This is a genomic window from Streptomyces sp. NPDC058291 (assembly GCF_042880855.1).
Taxonomy (GTDB): domain Bacteria; phylum Actinomycetota; class Actinomycetes; order Streptomycetales; family Streptomycetaceae; genus Streptomyces.
The window spans coordinates 78641-102452 of record NZ_JBHVYK010000020.1 but is presented as its reverse complement, the minus strand read 5'-3'; the positions used below and the strand labels follow the sequence as shown (position 1 = coordinate 102452).

27 protein-coding genes and 1 tRNA gene are annotated in these 23812 nt (G+C 70.5%); 18 read left to right on the top strand and 10 right to left on the bottom strand.

All coding sequences use genetic code 11. The features are described from left to right. Positions 1-59: 59 nt before the first annotated feature. From ACFVYK_RS13390 to clpS, 4 genes are all read right to left on the bottom strand, one after another. Positions 60-482 (bottom strand): Mov34/MPN/PAD-1 family protein, encoded by a 423-nt coding sequence (locus tag ACFVYK_RS13390; protein ID WP_389772567.1) that lies wholly within the window; start codon positions 480-482, stop codon positions 60-62. Positions 483-625: 143 nt separating this feature from the next. After that, positions 626-2059: an amino acid permease gene (locus ACFVYK_RS13385; RefSeq protein ID WP_389772564.1), complete on the bottom strand. Its 1434-nt coding sequence runs from the start codon at positions 2057-2059 to the stop codon at positions 626-628. Positions 2060-2379: 320 nt separating this feature from the next. Next, entirely contained in the window at positions 2380-2988 is a 609-nt protein-coding gene (locus tag ACFVYK_RS13380) for a DUF2017 domain-containing protein (protein ID WP_389772561.1), read from the bottom strand. Between the two features lie 11 nt (positions 2989-2999). Then, the gene (clpS, locus tag ACFVYK_RS13375) at positions 3000-3317 is read right to left on the bottom strand and encodes an ATP-dependent Clp protease adapter ClpS (RefSeq protein ID WP_389772558.1); all 318 of its coding nucleotides are present in this window, start codon (positions 3315-3317) and stop codon (positions 3000-3002) included. 137 nt (positions 3318-3454) lie between these two features. On the opposite strand from clpS, the gene ACFVYK_RS13370 reads away from it, so the two are divergent. From ACFVYK_RS13370 to ACFVYK_RS13345, 6 genes are all read left to right on the top strand, one after another. Then, a complete protein-coding gene (locus ACFVYK_RS13370; RefSeq protein WP_389772555.1) occupies positions 3455-4801 on the top strand; it encodes a nicotinate phosphoribosyltransferase in 1347 nt (448 codons plus the stop codon). Positions 4802-4926: 125 nt separating this feature from the next. After that, a complete protein-coding gene (locus ACFVYK_RS13365; RefSeq protein WP_389772551.1) occupies positions 4927-5511 on the top strand; it encodes a nicotinamidase in 585 nt (194 codons plus the stop codon). A gap of 57 nt (positions 5512-5568) precedes the next feature. Beyond that, on the top strand, positions 5569-6600 hold the full coding sequence (locus ACFVYK_RS13360; RefSeq protein WP_389772548.1) for a LacI family DNA-binding transcriptional regulator: 1032 nt from the start codon (positions 5569-5571) through the stop codon (positions 6598-6600). 144 nt (positions 6601-6744) lie between these two features. After that, positions 6745-6840 carry a putative leader peptide gene (locus tag ACFVYK_RS13355; protein ID WP_319301368.1) on the top strand — a complete coding sequence of 32 codons (96 nt, stop codon included), beginning with the start codon at positions 6745-6747 and terminating at the stop codon, positions 6838-6840. Between the two features lie 127 nt (positions 6841-6967). Beyond that, a complete protein-coding gene (locus ACFVYK_RS13350; protein WP_389772545.1) occupies positions 6968-7246 on the top strand; it encodes a MoaD/ThiS family protein in 279 nt (92 codons plus the stop codon). A gap of 16 nt (positions 7247-7262) precedes the next feature. Beyond that, positions 7263-8213 carry a PLP-dependent cysteine synthase family protein gene (locus ACFVYK_RS13345; RefSeq protein ID WP_389772543.1) on the top strand — a complete coding sequence of 317 codons (951 nt, stop codon included), beginning with the start codon at positions 7263-7265 and terminating at the stop codon, positions 8211-8213. A 343-nt stretch (positions 8214-8556) separates the two neighbouring features. Here the strand turns inward: ACFVYK_RS13345 and ACFVYK_RS13340 are convergent, their stop codons facing one another. Further along, complete coding sequence (locus ACFVYK_RS13340) at positions 8557-9075, bottom strand: type II toxin-antitoxin system PemK/MazF family toxin (RefSeq protein WP_389772540.1); 519 nt, start codon at positions 9073-9075, stop codon at positions 8557-8559. A gap of 260 nt (positions 9076-9335) precedes the next feature. On the opposite strand from ACFVYK_RS13340, the gene ACFVYK_RS13335 reads away from it, so the two are divergent. Continuing rightward, positions 9336-10088: an MBL fold metallo-hydrolase gene (locus tag ACFVYK_RS13335; RefSeq protein ID WP_389772537.1), complete on the top strand. Its 753-nt coding sequence runs from the start codon at positions 9336-9338 to the stop codon at positions 10086-10088. 129 nt (positions 10089-10217) lie between these two features. Here ACFVYK_RS13335 and ACFVYK_RS13330 read toward each other — a convergent pair whose 3' ends face one another. Then, positions 10218-11471: a PTS transporter subunit EIIC gene (locus tag ACFVYK_RS13330; protein WP_389772535.1), complete on the bottom strand. Its 1254-nt coding sequence runs from the start codon at positions 11469-11471 to the stop codon at positions 10218-10220. A gap of 225 nt (positions 11472-11696) precedes the next feature. Further along, positions 11697-12995, bottom strand: coding sequence for a PTS transporter subunit EIIC (locus ACFVYK_RS13325; RefSeq protein ID WP_389772591.1), 1299 nt, complete (start codon positions 12993-12995; stop codon positions 11697-11699). 179 nt (positions 12996-13174) lie between these two features. Between ACFVYK_RS13325 and ACFVYK_RS13320 the strand changes: the two genes are divergently transcribed. The 4 genes from ACFVYK_RS13320 to rdgB all read left to right on the top strand — a co-directional run bounded on the left by ACFVYK_RS13320 (position 13175) and on the right by rdgB (position 15390). Continuing rightward, positions 13175-13408: a glucose PTS transporter subunit EIIB gene (locus ACFVYK_RS13320; RefSeq protein ID WP_389772532.1), complete on the top strand. Its 234-nt coding sequence runs from the start codon at positions 13175-13177 to the stop codon at positions 13406-13408. Between the two features lie 79 nt (positions 13409-13487). Next, a complete protein-coding gene (gene rph, locus ACFVYK_RS13315) occupies positions 13488-14225 on the top strand; it encodes a ribonuclease PH (protein ID WP_389772530.1) in 738 nt (245 codons plus the stop codon). Positions 14226-14335: 110 nt separating this feature from the next. Next, the gene (locus ACFVYK_RS13310) at positions 14336-14755 is read left to right on the top strand and encodes a hypothetical protein (RefSeq protein WP_389772527.1); all 420 of its coding nucleotides are present in this window, start codon (positions 14336-14338) and stop codon (positions 14753-14755) included. Positions 14756-14787: 32 nt separating this feature from the next. Continuing rightward, positions 14788-15390: an RdgB/HAM1 family non-canonical purine NTP pyrophosphatase gene (gene rdgB / locus ACFVYK_RS13305; RefSeq protein ID WP_389772525.1), complete on the top strand. Its 603-nt coding sequence runs from the start codon at positions 14788-14790 to the stop codon at positions 15388-15390. Between the two features lie 45 nt (positions 15391-15435). Here the strand turns inward: rdgB and ACFVYK_RS13300 are convergent. Together ACFVYK_RS13300 and bcp are read right to left on the bottom strand one after the other, a co-directional pair. Further along, positions 15436-15520: transfer RNA gene (locus ACFVYK_RS13300), tRNA-Leu, on the bottom strand. A 231-nt stretch (positions 15521-15751) separates the two neighbouring features. Then, positions 15752-16219 carry a thioredoxin-dependent thiol peroxidase gene (gene bcp, locus ACFVYK_RS13295; RefSeq protein ID WP_389772523.1) on the bottom strand — a complete coding sequence of 156 codons (468 nt, stop codon included), beginning with the start codon at positions 16217-16219 and terminating at the stop codon, positions 15752-15754. 94 nt (positions 16220-16313) lie between these two features. Here bcp and ACFVYK_RS13290 point away from each other — a divergent pair, with 94 nt between their 5' ends. The 3 genes from ACFVYK_RS13290 (at position 16314) to ACFVYK_RS13280 (ending at position 17614) form a co-directional block, all read left to right on the top strand. Continuing rightward, complete coding sequence (locus ACFVYK_RS13290) at positions 16314-16643, top strand: DUF3618 domain-containing protein (protein ID WP_389772521.1); 330 nt, start codon at positions 16314-16316, stop codon at positions 16641-16643. 109 nt (positions 16644-16752) lie between these two features. Further along, positions 16753-17055 carry a co-chaperone GroES gene (locus ACFVYK_RS13285; RefSeq protein ID WP_236052880.1) on the top strand — a complete coding sequence of 101 codons (303 nt, stop codon included), beginning with the start codon at positions 16753-16755 and terminating at the stop codon, positions 17053-17055. A gap of 238 nt (positions 17056-17293) precedes the next feature. Further along, on the top strand, positions 17294-17614 hold the full coding sequence (locus ACFVYK_RS13280) for a DMT family transporter (RefSeq protein ID WP_389772518.1): 321 nt from the start codon (positions 17294-17296) through the stop codon (positions 17612-17614). A gap of 18 nt (positions 17615-17632) precedes the next feature. Here ACFVYK_RS13280 and ACFVYK_RS13275 read toward each other — a convergent pair whose 3' ends face one another. Further along, on the bottom strand, positions 17633-20047 hold the full coding sequence (locus tag ACFVYK_RS13275; RefSeq protein WP_389772516.1) for a transglycosylase domain-containing protein: 2415 nt from the start codon (positions 20045-20047) through the stop codon (positions 17633-17635). Positions 20048-20279: 232 nt separating this feature from the next. Here ACFVYK_RS13275 and ACFVYK_RS13270 point away from each other — a divergent pair, with 232 nt between their 5' ends. From ACFVYK_RS13270 to ACFVYK_RS13255, 4 genes are read left to right on the top strand one after another with little or no spacing between them, the layout of a single operon-like run. Continuing rightward, a complete protein-coding gene (locus tag ACFVYK_RS13270) occupies positions 20280-21080 on the top strand; it encodes an ABC transporter permease (protein ID WP_389772513.1) in 801 nt (266 codons plus the stop codon). A 49-nt stretch (positions 21081-21129) separates the two neighbouring features. Beyond that, positions 21130-21894: an ABC transporter permease gene (locus ACFVYK_RS13265; RefSeq protein ID WP_389772588.1), complete on the top strand. Its 765-nt coding sequence runs from the start codon at positions 21130-21132 to the stop codon at positions 21892-21894. Positions 21895-21896: 2 nt separating this feature from the next. Further along, on the top strand, positions 21897-22925 hold the full coding sequence (locus ACFVYK_RS13260) for an ATP-binding cassette domain-containing protein (protein WP_389772511.1): 1029 nt from the start codon (positions 21897-21899) through the stop codon (positions 22923-22925). A 9-nt stretch (positions 22926-22934) separates the two neighbouring features. Then, positions 22935-23792: a DUF1707 domain-containing protein gene (locus tag ACFVYK_RS13255; protein ID WP_389772508.1), complete on the top strand. Its 858-nt coding sequence runs from the start codon at positions 22935-22937 to the stop codon at positions 23790-23792. Positions 23793-23812: the final 20 nt, after the last annotated feature.

Below are 23812 nucleotides of genomic sequence, written 5' to 3'. Positions count from 1 at the left end.
TCATCCTCTGGCTCCGGGAACCTACCCAAGATCATTTGTCAGACAGAACCTAGGGCCGCTCAGTACGCCTCGACGAGGCGTACGTCCTCCTCCGTGACCACGCCGTCCACGATGCGGAACGAGCGGAACTGGAACTCGCCGAGGCCGTCGGCGTCGGCGGTGGAGACCAGGACGTAGTGCGCGCCGGGCTCGTTCGCGTACGAGACGTCCGTGCGGGACGGGTACGCCTCCGTAGCCGTGTGGGAGTGGTAGACGACCACCGGCTCCTCGTCGCGGTCGTCCATCTCGCGGTAGAGCTTGAGCAGGTCGCCCGAGTCGAACTCGTAGAACGTGGGGGACATGGCCGCGTTCAGCATCGGGATGAAGCGCTCGGGGCGGTCCGTGCCCGCCGGGCCCGCGACCACGCCGCAGGCCTCGTCGGGATGGTCCTTGCGGGCGTGGGCGACGATCTGGTCGTGCAGGGCCCGGGTGATGGTCAGCATGGTCGCCAGGATAAGCAGAGGGGCCGTTCCGTACCGAGGGGTGGTACGGAACGGCCCGCATCGCGGACGTCCTGAGCGGCTGCGGCAGGGGGCGCCACGAGTGCTCCCTGCGGCCGGACGTCCCGGGGGTGGCCGACGGCCGGTCAGCCGACCTTCTCGAGCTCCGGCTCGCGCCGGTCGGTGATCTGCGGGTTGCGGCTCTTGAGGACCGCCCAGCCCACGCCGAGGGCGGCGGCCCAGCCCGCCATCACGTACAGGCACACGCGCGAGTCGGCGTCGTAGGCGATCAGGCCGGTGACGAAGAGCAGGAACACGATGGCCACCCAGCTGAACGCGGAGCCGCCCGGGGCCGGGAAGCTGGACGCGGGCAGCCGGCCCGCGACGACCGCGCGGCGGTACAGGACGTGGCTGATCAGGATCATCAGCCAGGTCCAGATGCCGGCCGCGGTGGCCACCGAGGTGACGTAGCCGAAGGCCTTCTCCGGGACGACGTAGTTCAGGACCACGCCGATGCCCATGAACAGGACCGAGACCGTGATGCCGAGGGCCGGCGTCTTGGTCGACGACAGCTTGCGGAAGGCCGCGGGGGCCTCGCCGCTGTCGGCCAGGTTGCGCAGCATGCGGCCGGTGGAGTACATGCCCGAGTTGCAGGAGGACAGGGCCGCCGTGAGCACGACGAAGTTGACGATGCCGGCGCCCGCCGGGATGCCGATCTTCGCGAACGCCTCGACGAACGGGGAGACGCCCGGTGCGAACTCGGTCCACTTCACCACGCACAGGATGACCGTGAGCGCGCCGACGTAGAACAGCGCGATGCGCCAGGGCAGCGTGTTGATCGCCTTCGGGAGCGTCTTCTCCGGGTTCTGCGACTCGCCGGCCGTGACGCCGACCAGCTCGACCGCGAGGTAGGCGAACATGACGCCCTGCAGCGTCATCAGGGACGAGCCGACGCCCTTGGGGAAGAAGCCGTCGAAGGCCCACAGGTTGGAGACGGCGGCCGTGTCGCCGGCGCTGCTGAAACCGAAGGTCAGCACGCCCAGGCCGATGACGATCATGCCGATGAGCGCGGTCACCTTCACCATGGAGAACCAGAACTCCAGCTCGCCGAAGAGCTTCACGGAGATCAGGTTGACCCCGAACAGGATCACCAGGAAGACCAGCGCGGTCACCCACTGGGGGACGGCCGGGAACCAGTAGTTGACGTAGATCGCGGCGGCCGTCAGCTCGGCCATGCCGGTGACGACCCACATCAGCCAGTACGTCCAGCCGGTGAAGTAGCCGAAGAACGGGCCGAGGAACTCGCGCGAGTACTCCGCGAAGGAGCCCGAGACCGGGCGGTAGAGCAGCAGCTCGCCCAGCGCCCGCATGATGAAGAAGATGATCCCGCCCGCGAGGGCGTACATCAGGATGAGGCTGGGACCGGCCTTGGCGATGTTCGCGCCGGCGCCCAGGAAGAGCCCGACGCCGATGGCGCCGCCGATCGCGATCATCTGGACCTGGCGGCTGCCGAGTCCGCGTTCGTACCCCTCTTCGGGAGTGTCAGTGACAGCGGTGTCAGTGACCTTCTCAGAGGTCATGTGTGGTGCGCCTTTCTCCATGCCGAACCGGGCCTCTCGTCGGCCCCGGATCGGGTTTCGATCCCCCCGGATTGATGGAGCGATGCCTGGCCGGCGATCAACCGGCTCGGTGGCGCACCCGGCCGAACATGCGGGTGGTGTTCGCCGGGCGGTCGTGAAGATTTATCACGCCCGCCATACTGATCAACCGGCGGCCGTGTGGCGCACGACACTGGGAGAAGCGGATGAACGAGGCACAAAGAGGACACTCCCGGCCGTCGCGGTAATGCGATCGTTATCCGGATTTGAGCGTCCTCTGAGCGAACGAGAAGACGGACGAACTACGGCAAAAGGGTCGTGACAAGGGTTTCCTGGAGTCCGCCCAGCCACAGGTACGCCATCACCATCGGCTTGCGGGGATCGTCGTCCGGCAGCCGGTAGAGAAGGTCGGTGTCGTCCTCGTCGGTGATCTCCAGCCGGGAGCCGATCGCGAGCCGCAGGTCGTTCAGCGCCCGCAGCCAGCCCTGCGACTCCTGCGGCGACAGCTTCAGCACCGCCCCGCCCCCGCCGACCGTCTGCGAGGCCAGCGCGTCCAGCGAACGGATCACCGTGAGGGCGCTGTCGCGCTTCCCGGCCCGCAGGTCGTTCTCGGTGTAGCGGCGGAACTCCGCGGAGTGCGCCTTCTGCTCGTCGGCTCCCTGGGGGCTCGAAGCACCCTCGGGGTCGGTGTAGGCGTCGGGGAAGAGCCGTCTGAGGACCGGGTCGGAGGGCGGCTCGCTGGGCCCGTCGGCGAAGAGCTCGGCGAGCGGGTCGTCGGAGGCGTCCTCGGCGGGGCCGGGGCCGATCAGCTCCAGGAGCTGCACGGCCAGCGACCGGATGATGGAGATCTCGACGTCGTCGAGCGCGACGGCCGCGCCGCCGCCGGGGAGCGGTTCGAAGTGTCCAGGCATAGGGGGGAAGGCTACTTCCGGTCCTGCTGGAGGGTGGCCCACAGGCCGTAGCCGTGCATCGCCTGCACGTCGCGTTCCATCTCCTCGCGCGACCCGCTGGAGACGACCGCCCGGCCCTTGTGGTGGACGTCCATCATGAGCTTGGTGGCCTTGTCCTTGGAGTACCCGAAATACGTCTGGAAGACGTACGTCACGTAGCTCATGAGGTTGACCGGGTCGTTGTGGACGATCGTGACCCAGGGGACGTCCGGCTCGGGTACGGCGAAGACCTCCTGCGCCGACTCGGTGCGTTCGATCTCTAGGGGAGCGGGTGACGTCACAAGGCCCATGCTGCCACGCGGCAGGGAAATCGTCACACCGACGAAAAGGGAGTAGTATCCGGTGCCGTGCTGCACACACCGGGGGACCACCCCCCGGACCCCGGCCGCGCTGGAGCGGCCGGAGAGTCACGAACAGGGTGAGGCAAGTGGACGTAGCGGACCTTGGGCTGCCGGTGGAAGTCCCGTCGACGGCGCTCTTCACGGACCAGTACGAGCTGACGATGCTGCAGGCCGCGCTGAAGGCGGGCACCGCCGAGCGCCGCAGCGTGTTCGAGGTCTTCACCCGCCGGCTCCCGGACGGCAGGCGCTACGGCGTCGTCGCGGGCACCGGGCGGGTCCTGGACGCGGTGGAGAACTTCCGCTTCGACGCCGGCGTCCTGCGCTTCCTGCGCGAGCGTGACGTCGTCGACGACGAGACCCTGGACTGGCTCGCCCGGTACCGCTTCTCGGGTGACGTCTGGGGCTACCCCGAGGGCGAGGTCTACTTCCCGGGCTCGCCGATCCTGCGCGTCGAGGGCTCCTTCGCCGAGTGCGTCCTGCTGGAGACCGTGATCCTCTCCATCCTCAACCACGACTCCGCCATCGCCGCCGCCGCCTCCCGCATGGCCTCCGCCGCCGGCGAGCGCCCCCTGATCGAGATGGGCGCCCGCCGCACCCACGAACTCGCCGCGGTCGCCGCCGCCCGCGCCGCCTACGTCGGCGGCTTCACCACCACCTCCGACCTGGCCGCCGGCTTCCGCTACGGCATCCCCACCGTGGGCACCAGCGCCCACGCCTTCACCCTGCTGCACGACAACGAGCGCGACGCCTTCCGCGCCCAGGTCGCGTCCCTGGGCCGGGGCACCACCCTCCTCGTGGACACCTACGACGTCACCGAGGCCGTCCGGACGGCCGTGGAGGTGGCCGGCCCCGAGCTCGGCGCCGTCCGCATCGACTCCGGCGACCTCCTCCTCGTCGCCCACCGGGTCCGCCGGCAGCTCGACGAGCTCGGCGCGACCGACACCCGCATCATCGTCACCTCCGACCTCGACGAATACGCCATCGCCTCGCTGGCCGCCGCCCCAGTGGACGCCTACGGCGTCGGCACCCAGCTGGTCACCGGCTCCGGACACCCGACGGCGTCCATGGTCTACAAACTGGTCGCCCGCGCCGAGTCCGACGACCCCGAGGCGCCGCTCGTTCCGGTGGCGAAGAAGTCCTCCGGCGGCAAGACCTCCGTCGGCGGCCGCAAGTGGGCGGCACGCCGGCTGGACGCCCACGGCGTCGCCGAGGCCGAGGTCGTCGGCACCGGGGCCGTGCCCGCCGAACTCGCCGACCGCCTGCTGCTCGTCGAACTCGTCAAGGGCGGCGCCGTCGTCGCCCGCGAACCCCTGGACGTCGCCCGCGACCGGCACACCGCCGCCCGCGCCGGCCTCCCCCTGTCCGCCACCCAGCTCTCCCGCGGCGAACCCGTCATCCCCACGGAGTATGTCCACGACGGGTCGGGTAGCTAGGGCGTGTGCCCGGCGACCGCCGGGCGCCGCCCCCTCCCGCACGACCGGCAAAGTCTCCAGGCTCGATCACTTCACCTTCCCCGGGCTCGCAACAGCCCGGAGACCCCCACCGAAGGACACCGCCCATGCGCCGCGCCTTGATCGTCGTAGACGTGCAGAACGACTTCTGCGAGGGGGGCAGCCTCGCGGTGACCGGCGGCGCCGACGTGGCCGCCGCGATCACCGAGCTGATCGGGCAGGCCCCCGCCGGATACCGGCACGTCGTGGCCACCCGCGACCACCACATCGCGCCCGGCGGCCACTTCGCCGACAACCCCGACTACGTCCACTCCTGGCCCGCCCACTGCGTCGCCGGCACCGAGGGCGTCGGCTTCCACCCCAACTTCGCCCCGGCCGTCGCCTCCGGCGCCGTCGACGCCGTCTTCAGCAAGGGCGCCTACGCGGCCGCCTACAGCGGCTTCGAGGGCGCCGACGAGAACGGGGTCACGCTCGGCGACTGGCTCCGGGCCCACCGGATCGACGAGGTGGACGTCGTCGGCATCGCCACCGACCACTGCGTGCGCGCCACCGCCCTGGACGCGGCCCGCGAGGGCTTCCGCACCCAGGTCCTGCTGGAGCTGACCGCCGGCGTCGCCGAGGAGACCACCGACCGGGCCCTGGCCGAACTCCGCGCCGCGGGCGTGGAACTGACAGGAAAACCTGTCGTCTGACCCGCCCCCGCGCCGGATAACGTCTCCGCAAGGTGCACACGACTCGCCCCCACGGAGATGGTGTTGACGCAACGCTCGCACGCACGCCGCCCCACGCTCGACGACGTCGCCCGCCGGTCGGGCGTCTCCAAGTCCACCGTCTCGCGGGTGATCAACGGGGAGGCCCGGGTGCGGGCGGAGGTCGTCGACCGGGTCCGCCGCGTCGTCTCCGAGCTCGGCTACGTCCCCAACCAGGCCGCCCGGCAACTGGTCACCCACCGCACCGGCGCCGTCGCCGTGGTCGCCGCCCAGCCCGAGAACCGGCTCTTCCTCGACCCCTTCTTCGACCTCCTGCTGCGCGGCATCCGCCGCGAACTCGCGCTGCGCGGCGCCCAGGCCGTCCTGCTGTTCGTCGACGAACCCGACGACTACGCCCGGGTGGCCGACTACCTCGGCGGCGGCCACGTCGACGGCGCGATCCTGTTCAGCCTGCGCCCCGGCGACCGGCTGCACGAGATGACCGGCCGCCTCGGCCTGCCCGCCGTCTTCGGCGGCCGACCCCTCCTGCCCGACGGCGACACCGTGCCCGGCCACGCCTACGTCGACGGCGACAACCGCGGCGGCGCCCGCCAGGCCGTCCGTCACCTCGTCTCCCTCGGACGCACCCGCATCGCCACCGTCACCGGCCCCCACGACCAGGAGAACTCCGCCGCCGACCGGCTCGCCGGCTACCGGGACGTCCTGCCCGACGCCCCGGCCGACCTCGTCGAACGGGCCGACTACACCCGGGAGGGCGGAGCCGACGCCATGGCCGCCCTCCTGGACCGCCGCCCCGACCTGGACGCCGTCTTCGTCGCCTCCGACCTCATGGCGTCCGGCGCCCTGCGGGTCCTGCGCGAGCGCGGACGCGACGTGCCGCGCGACGTCGCCGTCGTCGGCTTCGACGACCTCGTCTCCATCGCCGAGGCGACCGACCCGCCCCTGACCACCGTCCACCAGGACGTACCCGAGATGGGCCGGCTGATGGCCCGGCTGCTCCTGCGGGAGAGCACGGCGCGGCCGCCCACGGCGATCGTCCCGACCCGCCTGGTACGCCGCGCGTCGGCGTAGACCGCCCGGCGGTCCCGCACCGGCCGCGACACCTGCGGGGCCCCAGGGGCTCTCCGAGGAGGACATCTCACTCCCCGGCCGTAATGCGTCCATCATGTGGGATCACACTCCGGAAGGCGGACCGGGAATCGATACGATGAGCCCATGGTTCTGAACGACGTGAGCACGAAGACGCCGGGCGCACTGCTCGTGGCGCGGCTGCACGTCGACCTGTGCAGGCTCGCCAGCGCCATCTGTTGACGCTGTACCCGCCGCCGTACGGCCGTGAGCCGATGGGGGTACCGCCCGCGCGAGCGCAGCCGAGCGCGGGGGAGTCTCACACGCACGTATCCGCGCTGCCCACACCATCCGACAGGAGCCCACAGCCATGGCCATCGAGGTCCGCATCCCCACCATCCTCCGCCAGTACACCGACGGTCAGAAGGCGGTGGAGGGCAGCGGTGAGACCCTCGCCGACCTGTTCACCGACCTCGAGACCCGGCATGCGGGCATCCACGCCCGCATCGTGGACGACGGCAAGCTGCGCCGCTTCGTGAACGTGTACCTCAACGACGAGGACGTCCGCTTCGTCGACGGCATCGACACCAAGCTGACCGACGGCGACACCGTGACCATCCTGCCGGCCGTGGCCGGCGGCATGGTCTGATCGGCCGCCGACCCCCATGCGCTACGACTCCCCGCTGGCCGCGGTGGGCAACACCCCTCTGGTGCGCCTGCCGCGGCTCTCGCCGTCCTCCGACGTCCGCATCTGGGCGAAGCTGGAGGACCGCAACCCGACCGGCTCCGTCAAGGACCGGCCCGCCCTGCACATGGTCGAGCAGGCGGAGAAGGACGGCCGCCTCACCCCCGGCTGCACCATCCTGGAGCCGACGAGCGGCAACACCGGCATCTCCCTCGCCATGGCGGCCGGGCTCAAGGGCTACCGCATGGTCTGCGTGATGCCGGAGAACACCTCGCAGGAGCGCCGGGACCTGCTCGCCATGTGGGGCGCCGAGATCATCTCCTCCCCGGCCGCGGGCGGCTCCAACACCGCCGTGCGCGTCGCCAAGGAACTCGCCGCCGAACACCCCGACTGGGTCATGCTCTACCAGTACGGCAACCCCGACAACGCCGGCGCCCACTACGCCACCACCGGCCCCGAGATCCTCGCCGACCTCCCGTCCGTCACCCACTTCGTCGCCGGCCTCGGCACGACGGGGACGCTGATGGGCGTCGGCCGCTACCTCCGCGAGCACAAGCCGGACGTGAAGATCGTCGCCGCCGAGCCGCGCTACGACGACCTGGTCTACGGCCTGCGCAACCTCGACGAAGGGTTCGTGCCCGAGCTGTACGACGCCTCCGTCCTCACCACCCGCTTCTCGGTCGGCTCGGCGGACGCCGTCACCCGCACCCGCGAACTCCTCCGGCAGGAGGGCATCTTCGCGGGCGTCTCCACCGGCGCGGCCCTGCACGCCGCGATCGGCGTCGGCAACAAGGCCGTCAAGGCGGGGGAGAGCGCCGACATCGTGTTCGTCGTCGCGGACGGCGGCTGGAAGTACCTGTCGACGGGCGTCTACACCGCGGCCACGACCGAGGAAGCCATCGAGACCCTGCAGGGCCAGCTCTGGGCATAGGAGCGCGAGGGACCGGGGGCGGACCGCCGTCCGGGGGCGGACCGCCGTCCGGGGGCGGACCCGCCGTCTGGGGGTCGACCCGCCTACCGGGAGCGGACCCGCCGTCCGGGGGTGGACCCGCCGTCCGGGGGTGGACCCGCCTACCGGGGGCCGACCCGCCGTCCGACCCGCCGGCTGACGGGCCGGACGGCGGCCCGTCGGCTCGTTCCGCCGACAGGAACCCGCGTCCTGGCCCCGGTGCCGGACGGCAACCGCGTTCTCCGCGTTCTCCGCGTTCTCCGCGTTCTCCGCGCCCGGCCCCGCCCGGTGCCGGACGGCACCCGGCCCCGCCCGGTCGGATTCCTCAGGTGGCCAGGTGGCGGACCCGGTCCCACAGGGCCGGGTCCACGACCCCCACCCGGCGCCGGAAGTCGCCCAGCCGCACCTGGCGCAGTTCGTCGGTCTCCAGATAGCTCGGCCGCCCCTGGGCGTCGCCGACGGCGCCCGGCGGCAGCGCGATCACTCCGGGCCGCTCGTCGTGGTACTTGCTGGTGATCTTGGCGACGGTCACCCGGTCACCGCGCACCACCAGCACCAGACACGGCCGGTCCTTCGCGCCCGGCCCGTCCTCGAACGGCACGTCCGCCCACCAGATCTCCGCGGGCCGGGGCCGTTCCGGGCCGCCACGGCCCCGAGCCGGCCGGTCCGTCGGGGGGCGTGTCGAACGGCCGGTCGAAGGACCCGTCGCGCGGCCGGTGCGACGTCCGGGCGGCCGGGTCCGGGGCCGCCGGGGCCGCCGCCCCCGCCCCCAGCCGTCCACGAGAGTCGCGACCAGCGCGAGGAGGACCACCGCCGCGAGCGCGAGCCACCAGGACGTGTGCATACGACGACGTTACCGGCGTGCGCCCACCGTTGCGCGCCCCTTCCATACCTGACACGCCCCCGGTCCAGCCGAACCGGTGACACCACAGGTGAGTTCGCCCACAACAGCCCCTGGTGGAGGAGCGACCCGAGGTTTTGCGCCTTACGCTCGACGGACCGCACGACCCCTGTCGCCCCATTTGACGATCATTCGTTCCACGGTCCGCCCCGCGGATCCCTTCCGGTACATCTCGGTTACCCGCCAGCGGAGGTTTCTGCTTTATGAAGCTCACCGTCGTCGGCTGCTCGGGGTCGTTCCCGTCCGCGGAATCGGCCTGCTCGAGCTACCTCCTCGAGGCCGACGGCTTCCGGCTGCTTCTCGACATGGGCAACGGCGCCCTGGGCGAGCTGCAGCGCCACTGCGGTCTCTACGACCTCGACGCGATCTTCCTGAGCCATCTGCACGCCGACCACTGCATCGACATGTGCGCGTACTTCGTCGCACGCTACTACCGGCACGAGGGCGGGCGCTGCGACCCGATCCCCGTCTACGGTCCCGAGGGCACCGAGCACCGTCTCACCACGGCCTACGCCGACACGCCCTCCGCCTCCTCGATGAGCGAGGTCTTCGACTTCCACACCGTCAAGCCGTCCACCTTCGACGTCGGCCCCTTCACCGTGCACACCGAGCGCGTGGCGCATCCGGTGGAGGCCTACGGCATCCGCGTCGAACACGGCGGCCGCTCGCTGACCTACTCCGGCGACACCGGCGTCAGCCCCGCCCTGGTGGAACTCGCCCGCGACAGCGACCTGTTCCTGTGCGAGGCCGCCTTCACCCACGGCAAGGAGAACATCCCCGACCTGCACCTCAACGGCCGCGAGGCCGGCGAGACGGCGAGCCGGGCGGGCGCACGCAAGCTCGTGCTCACCCACATCCCCCCGTGGACGGACCCCCAGGTCAACCTGGCAGACGCCCGGGCGACCTTCACCGGCCCGGTGGAACTGGCCAGACCCAGGGTGACGTACGAGATCTAGCCGCGGGCTGGGCAACGTGCGAGGCGCAGACGAGGCACGGGCCGTACGAGGTTCAGGCGTACGGCACGCGAAAGGCCCCCGGACTCCGGGGGCCTTTGGTGTACTGCGCGCGGGCGCTGACGCCGGCGGCTACGCCTTGGTGAGGTCCTCGACCTCCTCCTCGGGCTCGCGGCCCGGGGTGGGAAGGTTCCACTTGGTGATCGCGAAGCGGAAGACGAAGTAGTAGACGGCGCCGAAGACGAGGCCGATCGGGATGATCAGCCACGGCCTGGTGGCGAGGTTCCAGTTCAGCGCGTAGTCGATGAAGCCGGCGGAGAAGTTGAATCCGGCGTGGACTCCCAGCCCCCAGGTGATGGCCATGGAGGCGGCGGTCAGTACCGCGTGGATGACGTACAGCAGCGGGGCGATGAACATGAACGAGAACTCGATCGGCTCAGTCACACCGGTGACGAAGGACGTCAGAGCGAGCGAGATCATCATCCCCATGACGGCCTTACGGCGCTCGGGGCGGGCGGTGTGAGCGATGGCGAGCGCGGCGGCAGGCAGACCGAACATCATGATCGGGAAGAAGCCGGACATGAACATACCGGCGGTCGGGTCGCCGTGCAGGAAGCGGTTGTAGTCACCGTTGAAGACCTGACCGGTGGCGTCCTTGAACTCGCCGAGCTGGAACCAAGCCACGGTGTTCACGAACTGGTGCATGCCGACCGGGATCAGAGCTCGGTTGATCGCGCCGAAGAGCGCTGCGCCGACCGACCCCAGGCCGGTCATCCACTCGCCGAAGTTGCTGATGCCGTCGCCGATGGGCTCCCAGATCAGCCCGAAGAAGACGCCGACAGCGATGCCGACGAAGGCCATGATGATCGGAACGAGGCGTCGCCCGTTGAAGAAGCCGAGCCAATCCACCAACTTGGTGCGGTGGTACCGCTGCCACAGGACTGCCGACAGCAAGCCCATGATGATGCCGCCGAGCACGCCTGGGTTGTTATAGGTCGCGGCTATGTCCGCACCCGCCTGCACCTTGGCCTCGGTGACCGGGAAGGCCTCCAGCACCTTGCTGTAGACCAGGAACCCGACCAGTGCCGCGAGCGCGGTGGAGCCGTCGGCCTTCTTGGCGAATCCGATGGCCACGCCGATGCAGAAGAGCATCGGGAGGCTGCCGGTGATTGCGCCGCCCGCCTTGTCGAAAACCGCGGCGACCTTGTCCCAGCCGAGGCCATCGGCTCCGAAGACGTCCGGTTGGCCGAGCCGGACGATGAGACCCGCCGCCGGCAGCACGGCGATCGGGAGCTGAAGGCTTCGGCCGACCTTCTGCAGGCCCTGGAACAGGCCCGATCCCCGCTTCTTCGCGGGGGCCGCCGTGGGCGCGGTGGCGGTGCTCATAGACTTCCTCCATCGGTGATGGTCTACACCACTCAGTGGTGTAGACCATGTTGTAGCACGGGGCAGGCGATATAAGGAACCCGTCAAACCTGCAACCACAGCACTACGCGCCGTGCCGGATCTTGGCCCTCCGTCACCCGGACGCGACACACGCGGAAGGGCCCCCGGAACCCGCTTCCGAGGACCCTTCCCGCCGCGCGGTGACGACCCGCCGCCGCCCTCCGCTCACGCCTTGGTGACGTCCTCCCGCTCCTCCTCCGGCTCCCGCCCCGGCGTCTTGAGATCGAACCGCGTGATCGCGAACCGGAAGAACACGTAATAGACGAGCGCGAAACACAGCCCGATCGGGATCATCGCCCACGGCCGCGTCGCCAGGTCCCAGTTGATGACGTAGTCGATCAACCCGGCCGAGAAGCTGAAACCGTCGTGCACCCCCAGCCCCCACGTCACCGCCATCGACGCACCCGTCAGCACCGCGTGCACCGCGTACAGCGCCGGTGCGACGAACAGGAACGAGTACTCGATCGGCTCCGTGATGCCCGTGACGAACGACGTCAGCGCCACCGACAGCATCAGACCGCCGACCTCCTTGCGCCGCCCCGGCCGCGCACAGTGTGTGATCGCCAACGCGGCCGCCGGCAGCGCGAACATCATGATCGGGAAGAACCCCGACGTGAACTGTCCCGCGTCCGGATCCCCCGCCAGGAACATGTTGATGTCGCCGTGCACCTGCGTCCCGTCCGGCTTCGTGTACGTGCCGAACTGGAACCAGATGGGCACGTTCAGGAACTGATGCAGCCCGATCACCAGCAGCGCGCGGTTCGCCAAGCCGAAGATGCCCGCACCCCACGCGTCCAGCCCGTCGAGCCAGTCGCTGAAGTTCTCCAGAGCGTCGCCGATCGGCGGCCACACCCACAGGCACAACGACGCGAACGCCATCGCCGCGAACGCCATGATGATCGGCACCAGTCGGCGGCCGTTGAAGAACCCGAGCCAGTCCACCAGCTTCGTCCGGTGATAACGCTGCCAGAAGAACGCCGTCAGCAACCCGATGACGATCCCGCCGAACACCCCGGGATTCTGATACGTGAAGGCCCCCACCGTGCTGTCCGTCGCCTGACACCCGATGTTCGGGATCACCTTCGAGCCCGGCGCGCAGTCCTGCGGGAACTGCCGCAGCACGTTGTAGTAGACGAGGAACCCGGCCACCGCCGCCAGCGCCGTCGAACCGTCCGCCTTCTTCGCCATCCCGATCGCCACACCGACGCAGAACAGCATCGGCAGCCCCAGCGACCCGTCGAGCAGCGCCCCGCCCGCCCCCGCCATCACCTTCGAGACGTTCGTCCAGCCCAGCCCGTCGTCCCCGAACACATCAGGCTGACCCAGGCGGTTGAGAATGCCCGCGGCCGGCAGGACGGCGATGGGGAGCTGCAGACTGCGGCCCATCTTCTGCAGTCCCTGAAACGCGCTCTGCCACCGTCGGCGTGCGGGGCCGACCTCGTTCTCGGCGCTTGCGGCACTCATCGTTTGGCGACCGCCTGTCAGGTGGTGTAGACCAGCTACGGACGATTGGGCTGCTGTGACGTCATCCTCGGACGCACACCGCACGATCGCTCGCGAAGTTGGGCCAACTGTGGGTTACTGCGACAAAGCGGTTCAGCAAAGAATTGCGGCGCGCATCAGGGAATTCAGGGAGACGGAACATGGCCACCAAGGCTGAGAAGATCGTCGCCGGACTCGGCGGCCTCGACAACATCGAAGAGATCGAAGGCTGCATCACCCGCCTGCGCACCGAGGTCAACGACCCGTCGCTGGTCGACGAAGCCGCCCTGAAGGCCGCCGGCGCCCACGGCGTCGTCAAGATGGGCACCGCCATCCAGGTCGTCATCGGCACCGACGCCGACCCCATCGCCGGGGAGATCGAAGACATGATGTGAGCCGTCCCGGCGCTCACCCCAGGGGCTCCTCTCCACCGCGGGAGGAGCCCCTTCCGCATGTACGGCTAGGCTCAGCGCCATGTCTCGAATCGACGGCCGCACCCCCCAACAGCTCCGCCCCGTCACCATCGAACGCGGCTGGAGCAAGCACGCCGAAGGCTCCGTCCTCGTCTCCTTCGGCGACACCAAGGTCTTCTGCACCGCCTCCGTCACCGAAGGCGTCCCCCGCTGGCGCAAGGGCAGCGGCGAAGGCTGGGTCACCGCGGAGTACTCCATGCTCCCCCGCGCCACCAACACCCGCGGCGACCGCGAGTCCGTCCGAGGCAAGATCGGCGGCCGCACCCACGAGATCTCCCGCCTCATCGGCCGCTCGCTGCGCGCCGTCATCGACTACAAGGCACTCGGCGAGAACACCATCGTCCTCGACTGCGACGTCCTCCAGGCCGACGGCGGCACCCGCACCGCGGCCATCACCGGCGCGTACGTCGCCCTCGCGGACGCCGTCTCCTGGGCCCAGGGCAAGAAGCTGATCAAGGCCGGCCGCCAGCCCCTCACCGGCACCGTCAGCGCCGTCTCCGTCGGCATCGTCGGCGGCGTCCCCCTCCTCGACCTCTGCTACCAGGAGGACGTCCGCGCCGAGACCGACATGAACGTCGTCTGCACCGGCGACGGCCGCTTCGTCGAGGTCCAAGGCACCGCCGAGGCCGAGCCGTTCGCCCGCGACGAGCTCAACTCCCTCCTCGACCTGGCCGTTTCCGGCTGCGTGGAGCTGACCGTCCTGCAGCGCACGGCACTTGACGCGGTCCTGGAAAAGTAAAGGGCGCACCAAGAACGGTGGCGGGTCCGGGCAACCGGCCCGCCCCCCGCTGCGTCTTGGCCAGTGCACCGACGGGGGCCTCCAGGGCCTGACAGACGGAGGAACCACTGATGTCCACGGCCGCGAACCCACGACGCCCGCACCGGCGCCGCCGTCCCCTCATCGCCGCCGCCGCGGCGGCCCTCGCCCTCACCGCGGCTCTCACGGCGACCGGCTGCGACGCCGTCGACAAGGCCCTGGACTGCGTCCAGACCGCCGACTCCATCGCCGACAGCGTCACCGACCTCCAACAGGCCGTCCAGAACGCCGCGAACGACCCGACGCAGACCCAGCAATCGCTGACCTCCATCGAGAACGACCTCGACACGATCGGCGACAAGAGCGACAACGCCGACGTCGACAAGGCCGTCGACCACCTCCAGGCAGCCGTCGCCAACGTCCGCACGGCCCTCAAGAACGGCGACGAGACCCCCGACCTCGGCCCCGTCACCGACGCGGCGGGCGAACTCACGAAGGTCTGCACACCGTAGGGACTGCCGACGCCACTGGGGATACTGGGCGCATGACCCGCCTGATCCTCGCCACCCGCAACGCCGGAAAGATCACCGAACTCCGGGCGATCCTCGCCGACGCCGGCCTCCCCCACGACCTCGTCGGCGCCGACGCCTACCCCGACATCCCCGATGTCAAGGAGACCGGCGTCACCTTCGCCGAGAACGCCCTGCTCAAGGCCCACGCACTCGCCCGGGCGACCGGCTTGCCGGCCGTCGCCGACGACTCCGGCCTCTGCGTGGACGTGCTGAACGGAGCCCCCGGCATCTTCTCGGCCCGCTGGTCCGGCCGCCACGGCGACGACCGGGCCAACCTGGACCTCCTGCTGGCCCAGCTCTCCGACATCGCGGACGAACACCGGACCGCCCACTTCGCCTGTGCGGCGGCCCTCGCCCTGCCGGACGGCACCGAGCGCGTCGTCGAGGGCCGGCTGACCGGCACCCTGCGCCACACCCCGGCAGGCACGAACGGCTTCGGCTACGACCCGATCCTCCAGCCGGACGGCGAGATGCGCACCTGCGCGGAACTGACGGCGGAGGAGAAGAACGCCATCAGCCACCGCGGCAAGGCGTTCCGGGCGCTGACCCCGATCGTGCGGGAACTGCTGGGCTGAGTCCACGAAAGCGCCCCGCACCTTCGTCTGCCAGGTGCGGGGCGGTGCGGCCGGTGGGACTCGAACCCACACGGGTGTCAACCCACTGGGACCTAAACCCAGCATGTCTGCCAAATTCCATCACGGCCGCTCAAAAACGGTCATCATGCTCGACCGGCGGCCCTCAGTGTACGGTCCCGCCCGGTCGCCGGGCGAGTGGCACTCCACCCTTCCGGCGGCACCAGGTCTCGGTCGGCGCGTGGCAATTCGGGCAGGGATTGCGGAGGTTGGCTTCGTGGTTGTCCCGGCGGTCGCCCCACGCCCGGAGCGTGAAGCGGCCCGCGCCCGATCGTGACGGTGCGGGCCGTGGGGCAGGGGGTGCTCAGATGCCCAGGTCCTTGATGATCTTGGCGACGTGGCCCGTGGCGCGGACGTTGTACAGGGCTCGCTCGACCTTGCCCTCCTCATCGACCACGATCGTGGAGCGGATGACGCCCAGGTACGTCTTGCCGTAGTTCTTCTTCTCGCCGTATGCGCCGTAGGCCTCGGTGACGGCCTTCTCGGGGTCCGCCAGGAGGGTGACCTTCAGGGACTCCTTGTCGCGGAACTTCCCGAGCTTCTCCGGGCTGTCCGGGGAGATGCCGAGGACGTCGTAGCCGGCGCCGGTCAGCAGCTCGAGGTTGTCGGTGAAGTCGCAGGCCTGCTTGGTGCAGCCGGGCGTCAGCGCCGCCGGGTAGAAGTAGACGATGACCTTGCGGCCCTTGTGGTCCGACAGGGAGACCTGACGGCCGTCGGCGTCGGAGAGGGTGAAGTCGGGGGCCACGTCACCGGGCTGGAGTCGCTCGCTCATCGGTCCAGCCTAACCGGGGGTCCTGACAGTGCGGCGGCGGACGGAGCTGACAGACTGTCCAGAACAGGACCCAGCTGACTTCGGAGGCCTAATCGTGGCGGAGACGTCGGACACCAGAACCCCGGCGCAGATCGAGGCGGACATCAGGGCCCGCCGCGAGGTGCTGGCGGAGACGCTGGACGAGATCGGGGTGCGGGTGCACCCGAAGACCATCGTCGGGGACGCCAAGGCCAAGGTCGTCGCCAACGTGGATCACACCTTGGGGAGGGCCTACGTACAGGTCAACCGGGTCGTGAGCGACGTGCGGGCGCAGTTCGTGGACGAGGAGGGGGCGCCCCGGCTGGAGCGGGTGGTGCCGGCGGCGCTCGTCGTCGTCGGGGTCGTGGGGCTGCTGGCCCTGGGCGCCCGTCGGCGGAGGGGCTGACCGTGGCCGGACCCGCCCGCTCACGGAAACGCTCCGGACAGGTAGGTTCAGTGGTGTGAGCGCCAAGAGAGACGACCTCGATCCCCGGCACGACAAGCTGCCCATCCGGATGCTGCACGACCGTGTGCTCGTGCGGCAGGAGACCGGCGAGGGCGAGCGGCGTTCCGGTGGCGGCATCCTGATCCCCGCCACCGCGGCCGTCGGTCGCCGGCTGGCGTGGGCCGAGGTGGTCGCCGTGGGGCAGAACGTGCGGACCGTCGAGCCCGGCGACCGGGTGCTGTACGACCCGGAGGACCGGGCGGAGGTCGAGGTGCGGGGTGTGGCGTACGTGCTGATGCGGGAGCGCGATCTGCACGCCGTGGCCGCGGACCGGTTCGAGGGGTCGGAGGACTCCACGGGCCTGTATCTCTGAGGCTCGCTCTGGGCTTTCCTTCTGGGTCTCCCCAGGGGCCTCGGGGCCTCAGCGCCTCTGGAACGATGGCGTGAAGGGCTGGTGACCATGGTCACCAGCCCTTTTTGCGCTGTCTTTGCTATCTTCGGAAGTGCCCCGACGAGACGCGCCGTACCGGGAGCCGCCGAGCCGACAGGGCCGGCGGGAGCAGCGAAGACGACGCACCGCCGTCGTTCGGTCGTCGTCTCGGAGGTGTCTCATGGCCTGGGTTCTGCTCGTCGTCGCCGGTCTGCTGGAGGTCGGCTGGTCGGTGGGGATGAAGTACACGGACGGGTTCACCCGGCTGGTGCCGAGTCTGTTCACGGGCGCCGGGATCGTCGCGAGCATGGTGCTGCTGTCGTACGCCGCCCGTTCGCTGCCCATCGGCACCGCGTACGGGGTGTGGGTGGGGATCGGTGCGGCCGGGGCTGCGCTGGTCGGGATGGCGGTGCTGGGGGAGCCGACCACCGCCGCCCGGATCTTCTTCGTGTGTCTGCTGCTGGTCGCCGTGGTGGGGCTGAAGGCGACCGGCGGTCATTGACGGCGGCGGCCGGCGGGCTCAGTCGCGGCGGGCGGCCGTGAGCTGGGGGCCGACGGTGGTGCCGGTCGAGTTGCCGGGGTCGCCGGTGGCGCCGCCGTCGGTGGCGCCGGTCGAGGCGCCGCCGTCGGTGGCGCCGGAGTTCGCGCCCGAGGTGGTCCCGCCGGCGGCGGTGCCGCCCGTGGCGCCGGTCGTGGTGGCGCCGGTGGTCGCGCCGCCGCCGATGGTGGCGCCGGAGGTGGTGTTGCCGGTGGCCCCGCCGGCGGTGTCGCCGCCGCCCGTCTGGCCCTGGGTCCGGCCCTGCGTCCGGCCCGTGGGGCCGTTTGACGGGGTGCTGCCGGTGGACTCGTCGTCGCCGGGCTCCTCCGAGGAGGGCGGGGTGGACGGGTAGGCGGATTCCTCGCCGCCGTCCTGGATCTGGAGGTTGAACTCCGAGGCGGGGGCGCCCTTGAGGGCGTTCCTGGTGAACTGGGCCCAGATCTGGGTGGGCGCGCCGCCGCCGTTGATGCGGGGCAGGCCCATGGCGCCCTTGAGGGACTTGTGGTGGGCGGTCTCGGGGTCCTGGCCCATGACGGCGACGACGGTGGCGAGGTCGGGGGTGTAGCCGGCGAACCAGGCGGCCTGGTCCTCCTCGGCGGTGCCGGTCTTGCCTGCGGCGGGGCGGCCGGCGGCGAGGGCCTCGGTGGCGGTGCCGTTCTCCACGACGCTGCGCAGGACGGAGGTGGTGGTGTCGGCGGCTTCGCGGCTGACGGCCTGGGAGGCCTTGAACGCGGGCAGCTCCATCACGTCGGAGCCGTCCTTGGTGACCTTGCCGATCAGGGTGTAGGCGCCGTGCTTGCCGTGGTTGGCGAGGGTGGCGTAGGCCTCGGCCATGTTCAGGACGCTGGCGTTGGCGGTGCCGAGGGCGATGGAGGGGTAGGGCTCCAGGTCGGGGGTGGCGGTGGGCAGGCCGAGGTCGATCGCGGTCTGCTTGACCTTGGCGGGGCCGACGTCGACGGCCATCTGCGCGTACACCGTGTTGACGGACTTGTCGGTGGCGGTGCGCACGTTGATGTCGCCGTAGTTGACGTAGTCCTCGTTCTCGGGGGCGTACGAGGGGCCGGACCAGCCCTGCACGGGGCGCTTGTTGGTGCCGTCGTAGATCGTGTTCGGGGTGATCCGGCGGCCGTCCTGGGTCGTGGACTCGTTCTGCACGGCGGACGTGAAGACGAAGGGCTTGAAGGTGGAGCCGACCTGGAAGTCCTGGCGGGTGGCGTTGTTGGTGTACTGCTTGACGTAGTCGACGCCGCCGTACATGGCGAGGATCTTGCCCGTCTTGGGGTCGACGGCGGCGCCGCCCGCGCGGACGTAGGAGTCGACCTTGCGCTTCTTGGGGTCGAGCTTGGACATGAGCTTGTCGTTGACGGCGTCGACGAAGGCCTTCTGCTTCTTCTTGTCGAGGGTGGTGGTGATGCGGTAGCCGCCGCCCTCCAGCTCGTCGGAGGTGACGATCTTGTTGTTCTTCAGGTAGTCCTTGATCGCGTTGACGAGGTAGCCGCGCTGTCCGGACATGCCGTTGTCGGCGCCGGAGGTCTCCTTGGGCGCGGGGAACTTCATGCCGGCGCGCGCGCTCTGGCTGAGCCAGCCCTTGGTGACCATGCCGTCGAGGACGTAGTTCCAGCGTGCGAGGGCGGCGGCCTTGTTCTCGGGGTGGGCGATGACGTCGTACTCGCTGGGCGCGTTGACCAGGGCGGCGAGGTAGGCGCCCTGGGCGGGGGTGAGCTTGGCGGCGTCGACGCCGTAGTAGGCCTTGGCGGCGGCCTGCATGCCGTAGGCGTTGCGGCCGAAGTAGCTCGTGTTGAGGTAGCCCTCGAGGATCTCGTCCTTGGACGTCTCGCGGTCGAGCTTGATCGAGATGAAGAACTCCTTGAACTTGCGCGTGGCGGTCTGCTCCTGCGCGAGGTAGTAGTTCTTCACGTACTGCTGGGTGATGGTGGAGCCGGACTGCTTGCCCTTGCCGGTGGCGGTGTTCCAGCCGGCCCGCAGCATCGCCTTGGGGTCGATGGCGGTCTCGGTGTAGAAGTCGCGGTCCTCGGCGGCCAGGACGGCGTGCTGGGCGTCCTTGGAGATCTTGGAGAGGCCGACGTTCTCGCGGTTGACGGTGCCGTCGCGGGCGATCTCCGTGCCGTCGGCGTAGAGGTAGACGTTGGACTGCTTGGTGGCGAGGGCGTTGGCCGGCGGGATCTCGACCATCGAGTAGCCGAGGAAGAAGAGGCCGACGACGAGCAGCACGCCGAGGACGAACGTGCCCAGCACCATCCGCCAGGTGGGCAGGAGGCGGCGCCATCCGGTGCGCTTGGGTCGCTTCACCTTGTTCTCGCTCCCTCCGCCACCCGCCTCGGGCTTTCCTGGTGCCCAGCCTTCGGTCGGCTGCTGCGGCTGCGGCTCGTCACTCATGTGTTGCAGGACTCCTGATGTCGCGTGGGTACGTTCCCGTACGCCTGGTAAGCCTCGTACGCCTTCTGCGCCCCCTGTTGAAGACTCTCGCACCACGCGTTCCGTTCCCGACAATCGGCGCGTGTTGTGCCGGAAAACGCGTGGCCCGCGACGGCGCGGGCGTACTAGGCTCCTGCGCTTCGGTGTCGAAAGGGGCACCAGGGGTGACTCGTGGGCGCGGAGGAGGGTTGCCTTGGGATCGGCACGGTTGTACGCGGCCGTCGCGGTGGGGAGTTTCCGACGGTACGCGACCTATCGGGTGGCCACGGCCGCGGGGGTGTTCACCAACACGGTGTTCGGCCTGATCCTCGTCTACGCGTACCTGGCGTTGTGGGACGAGCGGCCGCACCTGGGGGGGTACGACCGGTCACAGGCGGTGACGTATGTGTGGCTGGGGCAGGCGCTGTTCGCGACGCTGGCGATCCAGGGCGGCGGTTTCGAGACGGATCTGATGGAACGGATCCGCACGGGCGAGGTGGCGGTCGATCTGTACCGGCCGGTCGATCTGCAGGCGTGGTGGCTGGCCGTGGACGTGGGTCGGGCGGTGTTCCAGTTGCTGGGGCGCGGGGTGGTCCCGTTCGTGGTCGGGGCGTTGTTCTTCCCGACGGCGCTGCCGCGTGATCCGGCGCTGTGGTCGGCGTTCCTGTTCGCGGTCGTGCTGGCGATGGTGGTCGGTTACGGGATCCGGTTCCTGGTGGCGATGAGCGGGTTCTGGCTGCTGGACGGCACGGGTGCGTTGCAGACGCTGATGGTGACGGGGATGTTCTGTTCGGGGATGGCGCTGCCGTTGAACGCGTTTCCGCAGCCGTTGGGCGACATCGTGGCGGCGTTGCCGTGGGCGGCGCTGCTGCAGATGCCGGCCGACGTGCTGATGGGCGTGGTCGATCCGTGGTCGGCGTTCGCGTTCCAGGCCGGGTGGGCGGTGGTGCTGCTGGCGGTGGGGCGGCTGGTGCAGCGGGCGGCGACGCGGCGGGTGGTGGTCCAGGGTGGGTGAGGGCGGCCGGGTGGCGGAGGGGGTGCGGGCGTATCGGCTGATCGCGGGGATGTGGATCCGATCCACGCTGGCCTACCGGGTGTCGTTCGTGATGACGGCGGTGGGCGGTCTGGTGGTGACGGGGCTGGACTTCGTCGCGATCTTGCTGATGTTCTCGCAGGTCGACGCGCTGGGCGGGTACTCGTTGCCGGAGATCGCGTTCCTGTACGGGGCCTCGGCGATGTCGTTCGGGTTCGCGGATCTGGTGATCGGCTCGGCCGGCCGGCTGGGCACGCGGGTGCGGGACGGGACGCTGGACACGCTGCTGGTGCGGCCGGCGCCGGTGCTGGCCCAGGTCGCCGCGGACCGGTTCGCGTTGCGCCGGGTGAGCCGGATCGTCCAGGGGGCGGCGGTGTTCGGGTACGCGCTGGCGGCGACGGACGTGGTGTGGACGCCGGCGAGGGTGCTGCTGGTGCCGGTGATGCTGGTGAGCGGCGGAGCGATCTTCGCCTCGGTGTTCGTGGCCGGCGCGGCCTTCCAGTTCGTCGCGCAGGACGCCGCCGAGGTGCAGGCGGCGTTCACGTACGGCGGTCAGACGTTGCTGCAGTATCCGCCGACGGTGTTCGGCCGGGAGCTGGTGCGGGGGGTGACGTTCGTGTTCCCGCTGGCGTTCGTCAACTGGGTCCCCGCGTCGTACGTGTTGGGGCGGCCCGGTCCGTCCGGTCTGCCGCACTGGGCGGCTTTCGCGCCGCCGCTGGTGGCGTCGGTGTGCTGCGCGGCGGCGGGGCTGGCGTGGCGGGTCGGACTGAGGTCGTACCGGAGCACGGGGAGTTGAGGGTGACGGTGTCGGAGAGTGCGTTCATCGAGGTGGACCGGCTGGAAAAGGTCTTCGACGTGCGGCGCGGGGCCGGTTTCCTGAAGCGGGAGCTGCGGCGGGTGCGGGCGGTCGACGCGATCTCCTTCCGGGTGGCGTCCGGTGAGATGGTCGGCTACATCGGGCCGAACGGCGCCGGGAAGTCGACGACGATCAAGATGCTGACGGGGATCCTGACGCCGAGCGGGGGGCGGCTGCGGGTCGCGGGGATCGATCCGTCACGGGAGCGGACGCGGCTGGCGCATCGGATGGGGGTGGTGTTCGGGCAGCGTACGACGCTGTGGTGGGACCTTCCGCTGATCGACTCGTACCGGCTGATGCACCGCATGTACCGCATCCCGGACGGACGTTACCGGGAGAACCTGGACCGGCTGGTCGAACTCCTGGACCTGGGAGCGCTGTTGGAGGTGCCGGTGCGCCAGCTGTCGCTGGGGCAGCGGATGCGCGGCGACATCGCGGCGGCGCTGCTGCACGATCCGGAGGTCCTGTACCTGGACGAACCGACGATCGGTCTCGACGTGGTGTCGAAGGCGCGGGTGCGGGAGTTCCTGCGGGAGCTGAACGTCGAGCGCGGCACGACGGTGCTGCTGACCACGCACGATCTGCAGGACATCGAGCAGCTGTGTTCGCGGGTGATAGTCATCGACCACGGGCGGCTGGTGTACGACGGCGCGCTGGCCGGGCTGCACGAGGCGGGCGAGAGCGAGCGGACGCTGGTGGTGGACCTGGAACGGGAGCTGCCGCCGATCGAGGCGGGGGAGGCGGCACGGGTGGTGAAGGTGGAGGGCCCGCGTCAGTGGCTGGCGTTCCCGGCGTCGGCGTCGGCGGCCGCGCTGGTGGCGCATATCGCGGCGCGGTACCCGTTGCTGGACCTGTCGGTGCGGGAGCCGGACATCGAGACCGTGATCGCGAAGATGCTGTACGCGCCGGGGAGTTCGGGCGACGGCCTCGCGGAGCGGCGGGCCGTGGTGCCGGGGGCCGGGAACTCGTAGGCTGCCGACATGACCGACGACGCAGCCCCGGGCCTCCCGGGCCTCCCAGACCTTCGTGCCTGCGACGCCGATCGCGAGCGGGTCGTCGAGGTGCTGCGGGACGCCCTCGCCGAGGGCCGTCTCGACATGGCGGAGTTCGAGGAGCGGCTGGAGGAGACGTACCAGGCGCGCACCTACGGGGAGCTGGCGCCGATCACCCGGGACCTGCCGGCCGCGGGCGTCACCCCGCCGCCCGTCGTCTCGCTGCACAAGGAGCCGCCCCAGGACGGCAGTTGGGCCGGGCGGGTCGTGGGGGGCGAGGGGTCGTCTTCGTGGGCCGTGGCGGTGATGTCCGGCTTCCAGCGCAAGGGCCGCTGGACCGTTCCGCGGCGTTTCACCTGCGTCGCGTTCTGGGGCGGCGGTGAGATCGACCTGCGCGAGGCGGACTTCTCGGCGGGCGAGGTCCGGATCACCTGTGTGGCGATCATGGGCGGGGTGCAGATCGTGGTGCCGCCGGGGGTCGAGGTCCTGGTGCGCGGCATCGGGGTGATGGGCGGTTTCGACCAGCGGGAGAGCGGGGTTCCGGGGGATCCGGGTGGGCCGCGGGTGATCGTCGACGGGTTCGCCTTCTGGGGCGGGGTCGGGGTCGAGCGCAAGAAGACGCGGGCGGCGCGGCGGCAGGAGAAGCTGGACCGCAAGACGGCCAGGCACGAGCAGCGCTCGGTCCCCGGGGACGATGTGCGGCAGGAGCACCGGGGGATCCTGGAGGGCCACCAGGACCTGCTGCACGACCACGACCACGGCCACGGCCACCGGCCGGAGCCGGAACGACAACGGCTGGAGCGCCGGGACCGGCCGGACCGGCGGGACAGGCACTACGACGACTGACGGCCAGAGGGCCGGCGGCC

Bases quoted from the DNA above. Each gene is read 5' to 3' on its own strand.
- ACFVYK_RS13390 (WP_389772567.1), bottom strand. From the start codon at position 482: ATGCTGACCATCACCCGGGCCCTGCACGACCAGATCGTCGCCCACGCC.
- ACFVYK_RS13385 (WP_389772564.1), bottom strand. From the start codon at position 2,059: ATGACCTCTGAGAAGGTCACTGACACCGCTGTCACTGACACTCCCGAA.
- ACFVYK_RS13380 (WP_389772561.1), bottom strand. From the start codon at position 2,988: ATGCCTGGACACTTCGAACCGCTCCCCGGCGGCGGCGCGGCCGTCGCG.
- clpS (WP_389772558.1), bottom strand. From the start codon at position 3,317: ATGGGCCTTGTGACGTCACCCGCTCCCCTAGAGATCGAACGCACCGAG.
- ACFVYK_RS13365 (WP_389772551.1), top strand. From the start codon at position 4,927: ATGCGCCGCGCCTTGATCGTCGTAGACGTGCAGAACGACTTCTGCGAG.
- ACFVYK_RS13360 (WP_389772548.1), top strand. From the start codon at position 5,569: ATGGTGTTGACGCAACGCTCGCACGCACGCCGCCCCACGCTCGACGAC.
- ACFVYK_RS13355 (WP_319301368.1), top strand. From the start codon at position 6,745: ATGGTTCTGAACGACGTGAGCACGAAGACGCCGGGCGCACTGCTCGTG.
- ACFVYK_RS13350 (WP_389772545.1), top strand. From the start codon at position 6,968: ATGGCCATCGAGGTCCGCATCCCCACCATCCTCCGCCAGTACACCGAC.
- ACFVYK_RS13345 (WP_389772543.1), top strand. From the start codon at position 7,263: ATGCGCTACGACTCCCCGCTGGCCGCGGTGGGCAACACCCCTCTGGTG.
- ACFVYK_RS13340 (WP_389772540.1), bottom strand. From the start codon at position 9,075: ATGCACACGTCCTGGTGGCTCGCGCTCGCGGCGGTGGTCCTCCTCGCG.
- ACFVYK_RS13335 (WP_389772537.1), top strand. From the start codon at position 9,336: ATGAAGCTCACCGTCGTCGGCTGCTCGGGGTCGTTCCCGTCCGCGGAA.
- ACFVYK_RS13330 (WP_389772535.1), bottom strand. From the start codon at position 11,471: ATGAGCACCGCCACCGCGCCCACGGCGGCCCCCGCGAAGAAGCGGGGA.
- ACFVYK_RS13325 (WP_389772591.1), bottom strand. From the start codon at position 12,995: ATGAGTGCCGCAAGCGCCGAGAACGAGGTCGGCCCCGCACGCCGACGG.
- ACFVYK_RS13320 (WP_389772532.1), top strand. From the start codon at position 13,175: ATGGCCACCAAGGCTGAGAAGATCGTCGCCGGACTCGGCGGCCTCGAC.
- rph (WP_389772530.1), top strand. From the start codon at position 13,488: ATGTCTCGAATCGACGGCCGCACCCCCCAACAGCTCCGCCCCGTCACC.
- ACFVYK_RS13310 (WP_389772527.1), top strand. From the start codon at position 14,336: ATGTCCACGGCCGCGAACCCACGACGCCCGCACCGGCGCCGCCGTCCC.
- rdgB (WP_389772525.1), top strand. From the start codon at position 14,788: ATGACCCGCCTGATCCTCGCCACCCGCAACGCCGGAAAGATCACCGAA.
- bcp (WP_389772523.1), bottom strand. From the start codon at position 16,219: ATGAGCGAGCGACTCCAGCCCGGTGACGTGGCCCCCGACTTCACCCTC.
- ACFVYK_RS13285 (WP_236052880.1), top strand. From the start codon at position 16,753: ATGCTGCACGACCGTGTGCTCGTGCGGCAGGAGACCGGCGAGGGCGAG.
- ACFVYK_RS13280 (WP_389772518.1), top strand. From the start codon at position 17,294: ATGGCCTGGGTTCTGCTCGTCGTCGCCGGTCTGCTGGAGGTCGGCTGG.
- ACFVYK_RS13275 (WP_389772516.1), bottom strand. From the start codon at position 20,047: ATGAGTGACGAGCCGCAGCCGCAGCAGCCGACCGAAGGCTGGGCACCA.
- ACFVYK_RS13265 (WP_389772588.1), top strand. From the start codon at position 21,130: ATGTGGATCCGATCCACGCTGGCCTACCGGGTGTCGTTCGTGATGACG.
- ACFVYK_RS13255 (WP_389772508.1), top strand. From the start codon at position 22,935: ATGACCGACGACGCAGCCCCGGGCCTCCCGGGCCTCCCAGACCTTCGT.